Origin of the sequence: Azohydromonas aeria, from assembly GCF_009760915.1 — a bacterium.
GTDB classification, from domain to species: domain Bacteria; phylum Pseudomonadota; class Gammaproteobacteria; order Burkholderiales; family Burkholderiaceae_C; genus Azohydromonas; species Azohydromonas aeria.
This window is the reverse complement of sequence record NZ_VIDQ01000025.1, coordinates 70791-85005: the sequence shown is the minus strand read 5'-3', so window position 1 is coordinate 85005 and position 14215 is coordinate 70791. Positions and strand designations below refer to the sequence as shown.

The following is a 14215-nucleotide window of genomic DNA, read 5'->3' as shown; positions in this document are numbered from 1 at the left end:
CCGGGCGCACAGGCTGCGGCGCCCGTCCCGGCCACGGCCCCGGTGCCCGTGTCGGTGCCTGCACCCCTGCCCGTGCCCGCCACGGCGCCGGCCGCAGCCCCCCTGCCCGCACCGGCGGCCTCCCGGGCGGCGGGCGCGGCGCCCACGATGCAGGCGCCTGCACCTGTGGCGGCTCCTGCCGCTGCGACGGCCCGTGTGCCCTTCCCCCTGCCCGCGCCGGTGCGGGCCGCGGCCGCGACCCCGGCTGCGCCCGTGGCCGCCTCGCCGGTACAAGGCCGCCTGGCGTGGGCCAACGGCGACGTCTACGAAGGCTCGCTGCTCGCCGGACGCCCTCAGGGCGAAGGCCGCATGCGCTACGCCTCGGGCGACGTCTACAGCGGCCCCTTCGTCGCCGGGCTGCCCGAAGGCCAGGGCCGCTACGCCTGGAACAACGGCGACGTCTACGTCGGCGCCTTCAAGGCCGGGCGCAAGCACGGCCACGGCACGCTGACCTGGCGCAACGGCGACCGCTGGGAAGGCGAGTTCGACAACGACGAGCAGTACGACGCGGGCGAGTTCACCGCGGCAGGCGCGCCGACGGCCCCCATCGCGCCGGTGGTGGCCGCGCCGCTGCCGGGCGGCCCGGCCGCCGGGGCTGCGGGGGCCGCGGGGCGCAGCGCCGCCACCGCCGCGGCCGAGATTGCCGCGCCCAAGCCCTGAGCAGCGCGGGGGTGGGCCGTGGCTGTCCCTAGAATCGGCGCCATGGCCCATCCCCAGTTCAAGTGCAGCGTCAAGGTGCAGTTCCTGCCCGAGCAGTCACAGTCCGGCCAGCACGCCTGGGCGTACACCGTGACCATCACCAACGCCGGCGACATCACGGCCCAGCTCGTGGCGCGACGCTGGCTCATCACCGATGCCACCGGGCATGAGGAAGAAGTGCGCGGGCTGGCCGTGGTGGGGCACCAGCCGGTGCTCAAGCCCGGCGAGTCCTTCGAGTACACCAGCTGGACCAGCCTGCCCACGCCGCAGGGCACCATGCGCGGCACCTTCTTCTGCATGACCGAGGAGGCGCGGCCCTTCGAGGCCGAGATACCGGAGTTCATGCTGGCCCATCCGGGCGCGCTGCATTGACGGCGCCTTCCGCGGCGCGCTGACAGGCCCATGGCCGGCGCCCGATCCGCCTCGGCGTGGGACCTGACCGCGCTGCTCAACGCCGCCGACCCGCGCGCCCTGCGCGCCGAGCGCCACCTGTGGCTCATCCGCCTGCTGGAGTGGCTGCGCCATGACCCGCCGCAGCGCGCGGCCGAGGGCGCCACGCCCGCGGCGCTGCTGCGGCTGCGCCACCTGCTCAACGTGCTGGAGCAGCACCCGCCGCACCGCGCGGCGGTGCGCGCGCTGCTGCAGCGCTTCTGGCGCGAGGTGGATGCCGCGGCGCTGTTCGCCGACTTCGGCTTCCCGCACCGCGTGGCGCTGACCGGCGAGCTGCTGCGCCGGCTGCGCGAGCGCGTGCTGCCCGGCACGCCCGACACCGCCGACCTCGCCGAGCTGTTCCCGCTGCTGTTCGATGCTGCGGACGCCGAATGGATCGAGGCCATCGACGCCGACACGCTGCAGCGCCTGGCCGCGCTCATGGCGCCGGGCGGCGAGGAAGACGGGGCGCCCGATGCCGCGGCGGACGAGGACCCCACCGCCACGCCGCTGTCCGCGCCGCGCTGGCGCGACACCATGGCCGACGCCGTGACGCTCCTGGTGGGCGCGGTGCACGGCGCCGGGCTGTCGCCGCCGCTGCGCCGGCGCATGAGCCCGGCGCTGCTGGCCGGCGAGCCGTTTCGCCAGCTCACGCGCGCCAGCGAGCGGCTGCGCGACGCCGCGCGCGACGGCGACGCCGCGGCGCTGCTGCAGGAGGCGCATTACCTGCGCGCGCTGCTCGACGCCTGCCGGCGCGCCGCCGACAGCATCGCCGAGCACCTGGAGGAGTTCGGCGTGTCGGTGGACATCGTCTACGACACCGAGCAGCTGCGCCAGCGCGCGCTGCGCATCGAGCGGCTGCTGGACTGCCTGCTCAGCCCCGGGCCCGCGCGCGAGCTGCAGCTGCTGACGCTGCAGCTGGTGCGGGGGCTGCGCGAGCGCGAGGGCGTGCGCACGCTGCTGACGGCGCAGTACGGGCAGCTCGCGCGCAAGATGACCGAGCGCAGCGCCGAGGCCGGCGAGCACTACATCACCCGCGACCGTGCCGAGTACGCGGTCATGTTCCGCCGCGCCGCCGGCGGCGGCGTGGTGATGGCGGGCACCACGTTCCTGAAGTTCGCCATCGCCGCGCTGGGGCTGTCGGCGTTCTGGGGCGGGCTGCTGGCCGGGCTGAACTACGCCGCCAGCTTCGTGCTGATCATGCTGCTGCACTGGACCGTGGCCACCAAGCAGCCGGCGATGACGGCGCCGGCCCTGGCGGCGCGGCTGCGCGGCAGCCAGCACGACGAGGAGGGCTTCGTCGACGAGGTGGTGCACCTCATCCGCTCGCAGTCCGCGGGCATCCTGGGCAACCTGGCGCTGGTGGCGCCGCTGGTGCTGGCGGTGCAGGCGCTGGCCTGGTGGGCGCTGGACGCGCCGCTGGTGGACGCGAAGCAGGCGACCTACGTGCTGCACAGCCTGTCGCTGGCGGGCCCGACGCCGCTGTACGCGGCCTTCACCGGCGTGCTGCTGTTCGCCAGCTCGGTGATCGCGGGCTGGGTGGAGAACTGGTTCGTCTTCAACCGCCTGGATAGCGCCATCGCCTGGAACCCGCGCATCGTGGCGCGGCTGGGCGCGGCGCGCGCGCGGCGCTGGGCGGCGTGGACGCGCGCCAACGTCTCCGGGCTGGCGGCCAACGTCTCGCTGGGGCTGATGCTGGGCCTGACGCCCGCGCTGGCGGGCTTCTTCGCGCTGCCGCTGGACGTGCGCCACGTCACGCTGTCCACGGGACAGCTGGCCGCGGCCGCCGGCGCGCTGGGCTGGGCCGTCGTGGACGAGCCGGCCTTCTGGTGGTGCGTGGCGGGCATCGCGGTCACGGGGCTGCTCAACGTGGGCGTGAGCTTCTACCTGGCGCTGCGCCTGGCGCTGCGCGCGCGCGGGCTGCACCTCAAGGAGCGCGCGCACCTGGCGGCGGCGCTGCGCCGGCGCATCCGGCGCCAACCGTGGAGTTTGTTGGTGCCCGAGCGCTGAAAGCACTCGGACGTCAGTTACGCGTCACCCTTGGCCTTCATCGTCGTCGCGTTCGCCGCCGCGGCGGCCGCTGAACATCGTCCACCAGACGATGAAGACCAGTAGCGCCAGTGCTGCAAGTGATTCGAGAAGTATCAATCCCATTGACGAAGCTCAATTCAGGTTTTGGTGCGGATGCCCGATAACCAATGAGCCGGCACTTTGCATCACGCCGGGAAGGCGCCATGGAAAACATCACACTGATCGAACGCTTCACCCGCTACTTCGAGATCCTGCCGGCCCGCGATGACGCCACGCGGCGCGAGGTCTTGCGGGTGCGGCATGCCGTGTACTGCGAGGAGCTCGGCTACGAGCCGGTCACGGCCGAGGGCCTGGAGCAGGACGAGCACGACGAGTACTCGGAGTTTGCGCTGGTGCGCCACCTGGCCTCCGGGCGGCCCGCGGGCTGCGTGCGGCTGATCAAGCATCCGGGCCAGGCCGACTGGCGCTTTCCCTTCGAGCGCGCCTGCGGCGACACGCTCAAGCCCGACTACATGGACCCGGCGCACCGCGCCAGCGCCACCGAGGTGTCGCGCCTGGCGGTGCACCAGGACTTCCGGCGCCGCCGCGGCGAGTACGACAGCCCCGAGGGCGGCGGCAACGCGGTGGTCGACAGCAGCGACCGGCAGTACCCGCTCATCGCCATGGGGCTGTTCCTGGGCGCCACGGCCATGATCCTCAACCACGGCAGCGAGCAGAGCTTCGTCATGGTCGAGCCGCGGCTGTCGCGGCTGCTGCACAGCTGCGGCCTGAACTACACGCTGGTGGGCCAGATCGTCGAGCACCACGGCAAGCGCGGCCCGTTCCGCACGCAGCGCCCCGAGATCCTGAAGAACCTGCGCGAGGAAGGCCGCGCGCTGCTGGAGCACATGCGCCAGGTGCTGCGCTGACGCGCGGCGGCGCCGTGACCGCGCCCGGCGCGGGGCCACAATTCGCGCCATGTCCGAGCCCCTCGCCCTCCGTATTCCCCGTATCCCGCGCCGCGGCGGCGCGGCCCTGCACGCCCTGGCGCTGGCGGCGCTGCTGGCGGGCTGCGCCGGCGTGCCGCTGAACCCGCCTGCGCCCGTGTCCGCGCCCGCCCCGGCGGTGCGAGCGCCCGAAGCCGGGCCCGGCGCCGCGCCCGGTGCGGCGCTGCTGCGCCCGCGCGCGCGCTGGCAGCCCGTGGACTGGTCCGAGCTGCCGGGCTGGGACGGCGACCGCGTGCTCGAAGCCTGGCAGGCGCTGCATCGCAGTTGCGAACGCCCGGCGCCGGGCTGGGCTGCCACCTGCGCCGACGTGCTGCTCAACGCACCGGCCGACGAGGCCGCCGCGCGCGCCTGGCTGAAGGCCCGGCTGCAGCCGTACCGGGTGGAGAGCCCCGAGGGCGCCGCCGAGGGGCTCATCACCGGCTACTACGAGCCGCTGATCGAAGCCAGCCGCACCCCGCGCGGCGCCTTCGCCGTGCCGCTGCACCGCCCGCCGGCCGACCTGGCCATGCGCCGCCCCTACTGGACGCGCCAGCAGCTCGACACGCTGCCCGCCGCAGGCGCGGCGCTGCGCGGGCGCGAGATCGCCTACGTGGCCGACCCGCTGGACGCGCTGGTGCTGCAGATCCAGGGCTCGGGGCGGCTGCGCGTGACCGAGCCCGACGGGCGCCAGCAGCTGGTGCGGCTGGCCTTTGCCGGGCACAACGACCAGCCCTACAAGTCGGTCGGGCGCTGGCTCATCGAGCAGGGCGAGATCCGGGCCGAGCAGGCGTCCTGGCCCGGCATCAAGGCCTGGGCGCGCGCCAACCCGCGCCGCGTGCAGGAGATGCTGTGGGCCAACCCGCGCGTGGTGTTCTTCCGCGAGGAGGCGCTGCCCGATCCGCAGATGGGCCCACGCGGGGCGCAGGGCGTGGCGCTCACGCCCGGGCGCTCCATCGCGGTCGATCCGCAGAGCATTCCCTACGGCACGCCGGTGTGGCTGGCCAGCACCGAGCCGCTGGGCGCGCAGGCGCTGCAGCGCCTGGTGGTGGCGCAGGACACGGGCAGCGCCATCGTCGGCGCGGTGCGCGCCGACTTCTTCTGGGGCTGGGGCGATCACGCCGAGCAGCAGGCCGGGCGCATGAAGCAGCCGCTGCGGCTGTGGGTGCTGTGGCCGCGCCCGCCGCAGAGCTGAGGCGCGGCCCGATCCGCGCTCCGGGGCGCGGCCGCTGAAACCGCCCGGCGCCGGCCCGGGACACGCCGCGGCGCAACAGCCCGCCGCCGCGGCGCCCGCGCCGCGCCCCGCCCCCCTATGATCCTTCGCACGGCAGGCTGCGCACCTGCTGCCGCGCCGCGGCGCGGTACTCCAGGGCTGTCGGGGGGAAGCACATGGTGGTGAGTCCGGGACTACGCAGGGAAAGCGCGGCCGTGCTGGCGCTGGCCGCGGCGTCGCTGCCCGTGGCCGCAGCCGCCGCCACGGCGCAGCCCGTACCGGCGCCGCGGCTGTCGGAGCTGAGCCTGGAGGAGCTCGGCGACATCGAGGTGACTTCGGTGTCGCGCCGCGCCGAGCGGCTGTCGGAGGCGCCGGCGGCCGTGTTCGTGATCTCGGCCGAGGACATCCGCCGCAGCGGCGCCACCTCGCTGCCCGAGGCGCTGCGGCTGGCGCCCAACCTGCAGGTGGCGCGCATCAGCGCCGCCTTCCATGCCGTGGGCAGCCGCGGCTTCAACAGCAACACCGCCAACAAGCTGCTGGTGCTCATCGACGGGCGCTCGGTGTACACGCCGCTCTTCGGCGGCGTGTTCTGGGACGCGCAGCAGCTGCCGCTGGAGGACATCGAGCGTATCGAGGTCATCAGCGGCCCGGGCGGCACGCTGTGGGGCGTCAATGCGGTCAACGGCGTCATCAACGTCATCACCCGCTCCGCGGCGCAGACGCAGGGTGCCGAGGTCGTGGCCGGCGCGGGCAACCGCGAGCGCGAGGTCTCGGCGCACTACGGGCTGGCGCCGGGCGGCGACGCGGCGCGGGCGCTGCGGCTGTGGGCGCGGCACGTGGCCTTCGAGCGCACGCGCACGCTCGCCGGCGCGTCCGCGGGCGATGCCGGGCACATGGCGCAGGCCGGGCTGCGCGGCGACTGGGAGCTCGCCGGCGGCGCGCGCGCCATGTTCCAGGCCCAGCTCTACGACGGCACGCGCGAGGCGCCCATTCCCGGCGCGGTGGAGATCCCCGGCGCGGCGCTGCAGGTCGGCCGCACCGCGCTGAGCGGCGGCCACGTGCTCGGCCGCTGGGAGCAGCGCCTGGCCAGCGGCGGCACGCTGACGCTGCAGGGCTACTGGGACCGCACCGAGCGCCGCCTGGGCTTCCGGGACACGCTCGACACGCTGGACCTGCAGCTGCAGCACGCGCTGCAGCCCGGCGCGCGCCATGCCGTGGTCTGGGGCGCGCAGCTGCGCCACGACCGCGACGACTTCGAGGGCGCCGACGCCGGCGTGCTGATGCAGCCCGTGCAGCGGCGCCAGTGGAGCTACAGCCTGTTCGGACAGGACGAGATCGCGCTGCGCGAGGGGCTGCGCCTGACGCTGGGCGCGCGCGCCGAGCACAACGCCTACACCGGGCTGGAATTCCTGCCCAGCGCGCGGCTGGCCTGGCAGTGGGCGCCGACGCAGCTGCTGTGGGGTGCGCTGTCGCGCACGGTGCGCGGCCCGACGCGGCTGGACCGCGACCTGCTCAATCCCGGGCGCGACGGCCAGCCCACGGTCAGCGGCAATCCCGCCTTCAAGGCCGAGGTGGCGCGCGTGGCGGAACTGGGCTGGCGCGGCCAGCCCGGCGCGGGCGTGAGCGCCTCGGCCACCGTGTTCCATGCCGCCTACGACCGGCTGCGCTCGCTGCAGCCCGCCTCCGGGGGCACGGTGCTGACCTTCGACAACGGGCTGGAGGGCCACGTCGACGGGCTGGAGCTGTGGGGCAGCTGGCAGCCGCTGCCCGACTGGCGGCTGCACGGCGGCTTCAACCGGCTGTGGCAGGACCTGCGCGCGCGCGCGGGCTACCTGGACGCCGGCAACGTCGCCTTCACCGAGGGCACCAGCGCGGCGCGGCAGTGGATCGTGCGCTCGCAGCTGGACCTGCCGCGGCGCACCGAGCTCGACGTGATGCTGCGCGGCGTCTCGGCGCTGGCGCAGCCGGCGGTGCCGTCCTACGTCGCGCTGGACCTGCGCCTGGGCTGGCGGCCGAGCCCGGGGGTGGAGGTGTCGCTGTCGCTGCAGAACGTGCTCGACGGCGGCCACGGCGAGTTCGGGCCGGTGGCCACGCGCACCGAGATCGGCCGCGCGGCCTTCGTGCGGCTGGTGCTGCGGTCCGCGGGGCCCTGAGGGCGATGACCGGACACGCCGCCGCTCGCCATGCGCCCGCGCAGCCGCGCCGGCGCGCGGTGCTGCGCCGCCTCTGGAGCGGGCTGCCGGCGGCGCTGCTGCTGGGCCTGGCCACCTCGCCGGCGCAGGCCCAGGCGCCGAGCGCCGCGGAGTACCAGGTCAAGGCTGCGTTCCTGGTCAAGTTCGGCAGCTACGTCGAGTGGCCGGCGCCGGTGTTCGAAGGGCGCGACAGCCCTTTCGTCATCGGCGTGCTGGCCGCCGGCGCGGTGGCCGACGAGGTCGAGCGCGCGGCGGCCGGGGCGGTGGTGGACGGGCGCCCGGTGCTGGTGCGGCGCCTGGAGCGGCTGGAGCGCTCGGAGCCCTTCCCCGGAATGCACCTGCTTTTCATCGACCGCTCGCGCAGCGGCCTGCTCGCCGATACCCTGGGGCTGGCGCGCGGACGCCCGCTGCTGACGGTCACGGAGTCGGAGCAGGCGCTCGCGCTGGGTGTGATGGTCAACTTCGTGATCGTGGAGAACAAGGTCCGCTTCGACATCGCCCTGGCGCCGGCCGAGGCCAGCCAGCTCAAGATCAGCGCGCGGCTGCTGGCCGTGGCGCGCCGGGTGCTCAAGGGCTGAGGCACCATGGCCGGGCGTCGTCCCTCGCTGCGGCGCAAGCTGCTGGCCGTGGTGCTGCTGACCACGCTGGCGGCGGTGGTGGTGGCGCTGGGGGCGATGATCGGCTACGACCTGCGCGCCTACCACCGCGGCTGGGTGGACGACGTGACGGCCCAGGCCGAGCTGGTGGGCAGTGCCAGCGCCGCGGCGCTGAGCTTCGACGATGCGCGCGTGGCCCAGGAGAACCTGGCGCTGCTGCGGCTGCAGCCCAAGGTGCGCGCCGCGGCGATCTACACCGCGCAGGGCCGGCTCTTCGCCAGCTACGGCGCCGGTAGCGCCGCGGCGCGCGTGCCCGAAGCGCCGCAGGCCGAGGGCGCGCGCGTCGAGGGCGGCGAGCTGCTGGTGTTCAAGCCCGTGCGCGACGACGGGCAGCTCGTCGGCACGGTGTTCCTGCGCGCGCGCTACGAGCTGCACGACCGGCTGCTCAAGTACGGCGGCATCGCCCTGATCGTGACGCTGGTGGCCATGGCGGTGGCGCTGGCGCTGTCCTCCTGGCTGCAGCACCGGGTGACGGGGCCGGTGCTGGAGATCGCGGCCGTGGCGCAGGACGTGGTGCGCCGGCGCGACTACTCGCGCCGCGCGCGCCGCGTCAGCGACGACGAGACCGGCGCGCTGGCGCAGGCCTTCAACGAGATGCTCGCCGAGATCGAGCAGCGCACCCGCGCGCTGGAGGACTCCAACCGCGACAAGGCGCGCGAGGTCGAGGAGCGGCGCGCGGCGCAGCAGGAAGTCATGCGCCTGAACGAGCAGCTGGAGCAGCGCGTGCAGGAGCGCACCGCGCAGCTGGAGGCCTCCAACCGCGAGCTGGCCGCGGCCAGCGAGGCCGCACAGCAGGCCAACCGCGCCAAGAGCGAGTTCCTCTCCAGCATGAGCCACGAGCTGCGCACGCCGCTCAACGCCATCATCGGCTTCGGCCAGCTGCTGGCCGCCGACAATGGCGCGCAGCCGCAGCGCCTGAAGCTCTTCACCGAGCACATCGTGGGCGCGGGGCGGCACCTGCTCACGCTCATCAACGAGATCCTGAACCTGGCGCAGATCGAGGCCGGGCGGGTGTCGCTGTCGCTGGAGCCGGTGCACGCGGCCGAGGTGCTGGCCGAGTGCCGCACCATGGTCGAGGCGCTGGCGACGCGCCGGGGCATCACGCTGGACTTCCCCACCGACTGCGCCGACGCCGTGATGGCCGACCGCACGCGGCTCAAGCAGGTGCTGCTCAACCTGCTGTCCAACGCCGTCAAGTACAACCGCGACGCCGGCGCCGTGACGGTGGCGTGTTCGCGCCAGGAGGAGGCGCGGCTGCGCATCGCCGTGCGCGACACCGGCGCGGGGCTGCGCCCGGAGCAGCTCTCCGCGCTGTTCCAGCCCTTCAACCGCCTGGGCCAGGAAGGCGGCCCGCAGGAAGGCACCGGCATCGGGCTGGTGGTGACGAAGCGGCTGGTGGAGCTGATGGCCGGCAGCATCGGCGTGGAAAGCACGCCGGGCGTGGGCAGCGAGTTCTGGGTCGAGCTGCCGTTGGCCACGCTGCAGGCCGCGCCCGCGCCGGGCCAGGAGGCGCTGTCCCCCGGACTGGCCCCGGCGCCGGGCGAGCTCGCCACGGTGCTGTGCGTGGAGGACAACCCGACCAACCTGCAGCTGGTCGAGGCCATCCTGCTGGCGCGCCCGGCGCTGCGGCTGCTGACGGCGCGCGACGGCGAGTCCGGCGTGGCGCTGGCGCGCGCGCACCAGCCGCAGGTGATCCTGATGGACAACCACATGCCCGGCATGAGCGGCCACGAGGCGCAGGCGCTGCTGCACCGCGACCCGGCCACGGCGCACATCCCCGTCATCGCGCTGACCGCCGACGCCATGCCCGAGGCGGTGCAGCAGGGGCTGGCGGCGGGCTACTTCCGCTACCTGACCAAGCCGGTCGATCCGGCCGAGCTGCTGGCGGCCATCGACGCGGCGCTGGCGCACGGGCGCGCGCAGCAGCCGGCCTGACGCGGCCGCGGCACCGGCCTCAGGCCAGCGACAGCCGCTCGAACAGCACCACGCGCTCCACGGCCGGGCGAATGCCGATCCACTCGCCGACCTGGTGGTCGTGGTGCGCCGGCACGCGCGCGAGCACCTGCTCGCCGCCGGGCAGGCGCAGCGTGTAGAGGAACTCCGCGCCGCGGAAGGCCTTGCGCTCGATGCGCGCCTTCACGGGGCTGGCGTCGTCGTGGACCACGTCGTCGGCGCGCAGCAGCACGTCGCAGTCGCCCGGCGCCGGCGCGGCCGCCGGCGGCGTGCCCAGCGCGCCCAGCGGCGACTCCACGCGCCGGCCCTGCGCGTCGGCCACCACGCGCGCCGGCGCCAGCACGCCCTGGCCGATGAACTGCGCCACGAAGCGGCTGGCCGGCTCGTGGTAGAGGCTCCAGGCGTCGCCCCACTGCTCCAGCCGGCCCTGGTGCATCACGCCGATGGCGTCGCCCAGCGCGAAGGCTTCGAGCTGGTCGTGCGTGACCACCAGCGCCGTGGTGCCGTGCTGGCGCAGGATCTGGCGCACGTCGTGCGCCAGCCGCTCGCGCAGCTCCACGTCCAGGCTGGAGAAGGGCTCGTCGAGCAGCAGCAGCCGCGGCGCGGGCGCCAGCGCGCGCGCCAGCGCCACGCGCTGCTGCTGCCCGCCGGAGAGCTGGTGCGGCGCGCGCCCGGCGGCATGCGCCAGGCCCACCAGCTCCAGCATCTGCTGCACGCGCTCGCGCCGCTGCCCGCGCGGCAGGCCGTGCAGCCCGTAGGCCACGTTCTGCGCCACGCTCAGGTGCGGAAACAGCGCGAAGTCCTGGAACACCATGCCGATGCGCCGCCGCTCGGCCGGCACAAAGTGCCCGCTGGCGGCGTCCTCGATCACCTCGCCGTCCATGGCGATGCGCCCGGCGGCGAGCCGCTCCAGCCCGGCCACGGCGCGCAGCAGCGAGGTCTTGCCGCAGCCCGAGGGGCCCAGCAGCACGCCGATCTGGCCGGCTTCGAGCGCCAGCGACACGCCGTCCACCGCCGGACGAACGCCGGCAGCGCGTGAATAACGGACGCTCACGTCCCGGGCCTGCAGAAACATCCTCCTATCATATCGAGGAGGGGTTGATTGAAAATGGTTCTCATTATTTCTACAGCGCCGCGCTCGCCTGTAACGCGGGCGCAAGGCTGCGATGCGGGCCGCGCCGGGGTGGCCCGGGCCGGGGGGAAGGCGCGATGCGCACGCTGCTGAGCCTGCTGTGCCTGGCCCTGGCGCTGCCGGTGGCGGCGATCCTGGGCGCGTGGTTCAGCTTCGACGCGCAGGCGCTGGCGGTGCTGCGCCACCAGGCGCAGACGGTGCTGGGCGGCTACGCGCTGGAGTCGCTGTGGCTGGCGCTGGGCGTGGCCGCGGGCGTGACGCTGCTGGGGCTGTCCACCGCGGTGGCGGTGGCGCTGTACCGCTTTCCGGGGCGCGGCGTGTTCGAGTGGGCGCTGCTGCTGCCACTGGCCATGCCGGCCTACGTGCTGGCCTACGCCTACACCGACGCGCTGCAGTTCAGCGGCCCGGTGCAGACGGGGCTGCGCGCGGCCTTCGGCTGGCAGGGCGCGCTGTGGCCCGACGTGCGCAGCCTCTGGGGCGCGGTGGCGCTCTTCGTGCTGAGCCTCTACCCCTACGTGTACCTGCTCACGCGCGCGGCGCTGGGCGAGCGCGCGGAGCACATGATGGACGCGGCGCGGCTGCTGGGCGCGGGCCCGTGGCGGCGGCTGGCCACCGTGGCGCTGCCGCTGGCGCGCCCGGCCGTGATCGCCGGCGCCGCGCTGGCGCTGATGGAGACGCTGGCCGACTACGGCGTCGGCGCGTACTTCGGACTGTCCACCTTCACCACCGGCATCTACCGCGCGTGGCTGTCCATGAACGACGCCACCGCCGCGGCGCAGCTGGCGTCGATGCTGCTGGTGGTGGTGGCGCTGCTGCTGGCGCTGGAGCGGCGCGCGCAGTCGCGGCTGCGCTTCTCGAACGCGCGCGGCGCCGCGCCCCCCTCCGGCGCCGCGCAGCCGCGGCGCCTGCGCGGCGCGGCGGCCGCCGCGGCCGTGGCGGTGTGCGCGCTGCCGGTGCTGCTGGGCTTCGTGCTGCCGGCGGGCTGGCTGGGCGCGATGCTGTGGCGCGAGGCCACCGGCAGCGAGTTCGGGCTGCCGCTGGAGCGCTTCGTGGAATGGGCCTGGGCCAGCTTCCGGCTGGCCGCCATGGCCGCCACTGCGGCCACGGCGCTGGCGCTGGCGCTGGGCTTCGCGCTGCGCCAGCGCCGCGAAGGCGCGGCGCGCACGCCGGACCTGCTGCCCGTGGGCGTGCGCGTGCTGTCGCTGGGCTACGCGGTGCCCGGGGCGGTGGTGGCCATCGGCATCCTGCTGCCGGTGTCCTGGGTGCAGGCGCGCTGGCCGGCGCTGGGCGCGGCGGCGCTGTTCACCGGCACGGCCGCGGGGCTGCTGTTCGCCTACCTGGTGCGCTTCTCGGCCGTGGCGCTGCAGAGCGTGGAGGCCGGCTACACGCGCGTGCCGCTGGCCATCGACGAGACCTCGCGCATGCTCGGCGTCGGGCGGCTGCGGCTGTTCGCGCGCGTGCACCTGCCGCTGCTGTCGCGCTCGGCCTGGGCCGCGGCGCTGCTGGTGTTCGTGGACGCGATGAAGGAGCTGCCCGCCACGCTGGTGCTGCGCCCCTTCGGCAGCGACACGCTGGCGGTGGTGGCCTACAACCTGGCGCGCGACGAGCGGCTGGCCGAGGCCTCGCTGCCGTCGCTGGCGATCGTGGCGGTGGGGCTGCTGCCGGTGATGCTGCTGGCGCGCACCGTGGGGCGCCCGGCGGGCGCCGGCGCCTGATCCGGCAGGCGGCCCGGCCGGCCGCGAGCGCGGCGGCCGGGCGCGGGGCGCTTACTTGTAGCCCACGCGGTCCAGCATCTGCTGGACCTTGGCCTGGTTGGCGCCGATGGCGGCGATGGGCACCGACTCCTGCTTGAAGTCGCCCAGCGCGTCCAGTGCCGGGTTGCCCAGCTTGACGCCACGCGCCACCGGCCACTCGTTGTTGCCGTTGGCGAAGTAGCCCTGCGCCTCGTCGCCGGCCAGGTACTCCAGGAAGCGCACCGCGGCGTCGCGGTTCTTGGCGTGCGCCGCCACGGCGCCGCCGGCCACGTTGACGTGCGTGCCCGCGCCCTGCTGGTCGGGGAAGACCACGGCCACCTTCTCCATCACGGCGCGGTCCTCGGCCTTGTCCGAGCGCATCAGCCGCGCGAGGTAGTAGCTGTTGGTCACCCCCACCTGGCACTCGCCGCTGGCCACGGCCTTGATCTGGTCGGTGTCGCCGCCCTTGGGCGCGCGCGCCATGTTGTCCACCACGCCCTTGAGCCAGGCCTCGGTCTTCTCCGCGCCCATGCGCTCGACCATCGAGCCGAACAGCGACAGGTTGTAGGGATGCGAGCCGGAGCGGGTGCAGACGCGGCCCTTGTTCTTCGGGTCACCCAGCTCGGCGTAGGTGTCCACGTCCTCCTTCTTCACGGTGGCCTTGTTGTAGACCACCACGCGCGCGCGGGTCGAGAAGCCGAACCAGGCCGCGCCCTTGCCGGCGTCGGTGCCGCGCAGCGCGGCCGGGATGCGCGACTCCAGCGTGGCGGACTTCACCGGCTGGAACAGCCCCTCCTGCTCCGCCTTGACCAGCCGCGCCGCGTCCACCAGAAGCACCACGTCGGCCGGGCTGGAGGCGCCCTCGTTCTTCAGCCGCGTGAGCACGCCGGCGTCGTCGCTGTCGATGCGGTTGATGCGGATGCCCGTGGCCTTGGTGAAATTGGCGTACAGCGCCTCGTCGGTCTGGTAGTGGCGCGCGCTGTAGAGATTGAGCACCTTGTCGTCGGACTGGGCCTGGGCGCCGGCAAAGCCCAGCGCCATCGAGATCGCGAGCAGGCCCAGGCGGGCCGTCTTGGGGAGGTTCATCGTGCAGCTCCGGTGGTTGCAGCGTCGGTGTCGGAAGATGAATGATCAAACGAGAACGATTCCCGTTTGCGTGCGCAGTTTAACCACAGG

General features: G+C 74.6%; 11 protein-coding genes. 9 read left to right on the top strand and 2 right to left on the bottom strand.

Going from position 1 to position 14215, the window contains the following annotated elements:
* The 8 genes from FJ694_RS16335 to FJ694_RS16300 form a co-directional block, all read left to right on the top strand.
* Positions 1 to 699, top strand: a 699-nt coding sequence (locus FJ694_RS16335) for an MORN repeat-containing protein (protein WP_375140225.1), incomplete at its 5' end; no start/stop codon positions are given.
* Positions 700 to 741: 42 nt separating this feature from the next.
* Positions 742 to 1110: a Co2+/Mg2+ efflux facilitator ApaG/CorD gene (gene apaG / locus FJ694_RS16330; RefSeq protein ID WP_157268300.1), complete on the top strand. Its 369-nt coding sequence runs from the start codon at positions 742 to 744 to the stop codon at positions 1108 to 1110.
* A 30-nt stretch (positions 1111 to 1140) separates the two neighbouring features.
* Positions 1141 to 3177 carry a transporter-like protein TlpB gene (gene tlpB / locus FJ694_RS16325; protein ID WP_157268299.1) on the top strand — a complete coding sequence of 679 codons (2037 nt, stop codon included), beginning with the start codon at positions 1141 to 1143 and terminating at the stop codon, positions 3175 to 3177.
* 224 nt (positions 3178 to 3401) lie between these two features.
* Complete coding sequence (locus tag FJ694_RS16320) at positions 3402 to 4106, top strand: PEP-CTERM/exosortase system-associated acyltransferase (RefSeq protein WP_157268298.1); 705 nt, start codon at positions 3402 to 3404, stop codon at positions 4104 to 4106.
* A gap of 49 nt (positions 4107 to 4155) precedes the next feature.
* Entirely contained in the window at positions 4156 to 5355 is a 1200-nt protein-coding gene (mltA, locus tag FJ694_RS16315) for a murein transglycosylase A (RefSeq protein WP_157268297.1), read from the top strand.
* Positions 5356 to 5555: 200 nt separating this feature from the next.
* A complete protein-coding gene (locus FJ694_RS16310; protein WP_198320863.1) occupies positions 5556 to 7526 on the top strand; it encodes a TOL_0244 family TonB-dependent receptor in 1971 nt (656 codons plus the stop codon).
* Positions 7527 to 7531: 5 nt separating this feature from the next.
* The gene (locus FJ694_RS16305) at positions 7532 to 8143 is read left to right on the top strand and encodes a TOL_0243 family YfiR-like periplasmic protein (protein WP_157268295.1); all 612 of its coding nucleotides are present in this window, start codon (positions 7532 to 7534) and stop codon (positions 8141 to 8143) included.
* A gap of 6 nt (positions 8144 to 8149) precedes the next feature.
* The gene (locus tag FJ694_RS16300) at positions 8150 to 10156 is read left to right on the top strand and encodes a sensor histidine kinase, YfiR-like protein-associated (protein WP_157268294.1); all 2007 of its coding nucleotides are present in this window, start codon (positions 8150 to 8152) and stop codon (positions 10154 to 10156) included.
* A 19-nt stretch (positions 10157 to 10175) separates the two neighbouring features.
* Here FJ694_RS16300 and FJ694_RS16295 read toward each other — a convergent pair whose 3' ends face one another.
* Complete coding sequence (locus tag FJ694_RS16295; RefSeq protein ID WP_157268293.1) at positions 10176 to 11249, bottom strand: ABC transporter ATP-binding protein; 1074 nt, start codon at positions 11247 to 11249, stop codon at positions 10176 to 10178.
* 134 nt (positions 11250 to 11383) lie between these two features.
* Here FJ694_RS16295 and FJ694_RS16290 point away from each other — a divergent pair, with 134 nt between their 5' ends.
* Positions 11384 to 13021 carry an ABC transporter permease gene (locus tag FJ694_RS16290; protein ID WP_157268292.1) on the top strand — a complete coding sequence of 546 codons (1638 nt, stop codon included), beginning with the start codon at positions 11384 to 11386 and terminating at the stop codon, positions 13019 to 13021.
* A 51-nt stretch (positions 13022 to 13072) separates the two neighbouring features.
* Here the strand turns inward: FJ694_RS16290 and FJ694_RS16285 are convergent, their stop codons facing one another.
* Positions 13073 to 14125, bottom strand: coding sequence for an extracellular solute-binding protein (locus FJ694_RS16285; protein WP_157268291.1), 1053 nt, complete (start codon positions 14123 to 14125; stop codon positions 13073 to 13075).
* Positions 14126 to 14215: the final 90 nt, after the last annotated feature.

Excerpts from the sequence above, each read along its gene's own strand:
- FJ694_RS16305 (WP_157268295.1), top strand. The coding sequence starts at position 7,532 with ATGACCGGACACGCCGCCGCTCGCCATGCGCCCGCGCAGCCGCGCCGG.
- FJ694_RS16295 (WP_157268293.1), bottom strand. The coding sequence starts at position 11,249 with ATGTTTCTGCAGGCCCGGGACGTGAGCGTCCGTTATTCACGCGCTGCC.
- tlpB (WP_157268299.1), top strand. The coding sequence starts at position 1,141 with ATGGCCGGCGCCCGATCCGCCTCGGCGTGGGACCTGACCGCGCTGCTC.
- apaG (WP_157268300.1), top strand. The coding sequence starts at position 742 with ATGGCCCATCCCCAGTTCAAGTGCAGCGTCAAGGTGCAGTTCCTGCCC.
- mltA (WP_157268297.1), top strand. The coding sequence starts at position 4,156 with ATGTCCGAGCCCCTCGCCCTCCGTATTCCCCGTATCCCGCGCCGCGGC.
- FJ694_RS16285 (WP_157268291.1), bottom strand. The coding sequence starts at position 14,125 with ATGAACCTCCCCAAGACGGCCCGCCTGGGCCTGCTCGCGATCTCGATG.
- FJ694_RS16300 (WP_157268294.1), top strand. The coding sequence starts at position 8,150 with ATGGCCGGGCGTCGTCCCTCGCTGCGGCGCAAGCTGCTGGCCGTGGTG.
- FJ694_RS16320 (WP_157268298.1), top strand. The coding sequence starts at position 3,402 with ATGGAAAACATCACACTGATCGAACGCTTCACCCGCTACTTCGAGATC.
- FJ694_RS16290 (WP_157268292.1), top strand. The coding sequence starts at position 11,384 with ATGCGCACGCTGCTGAGCCTGCTGTGCCTGGCCCTGGCGCTGCCGGTG.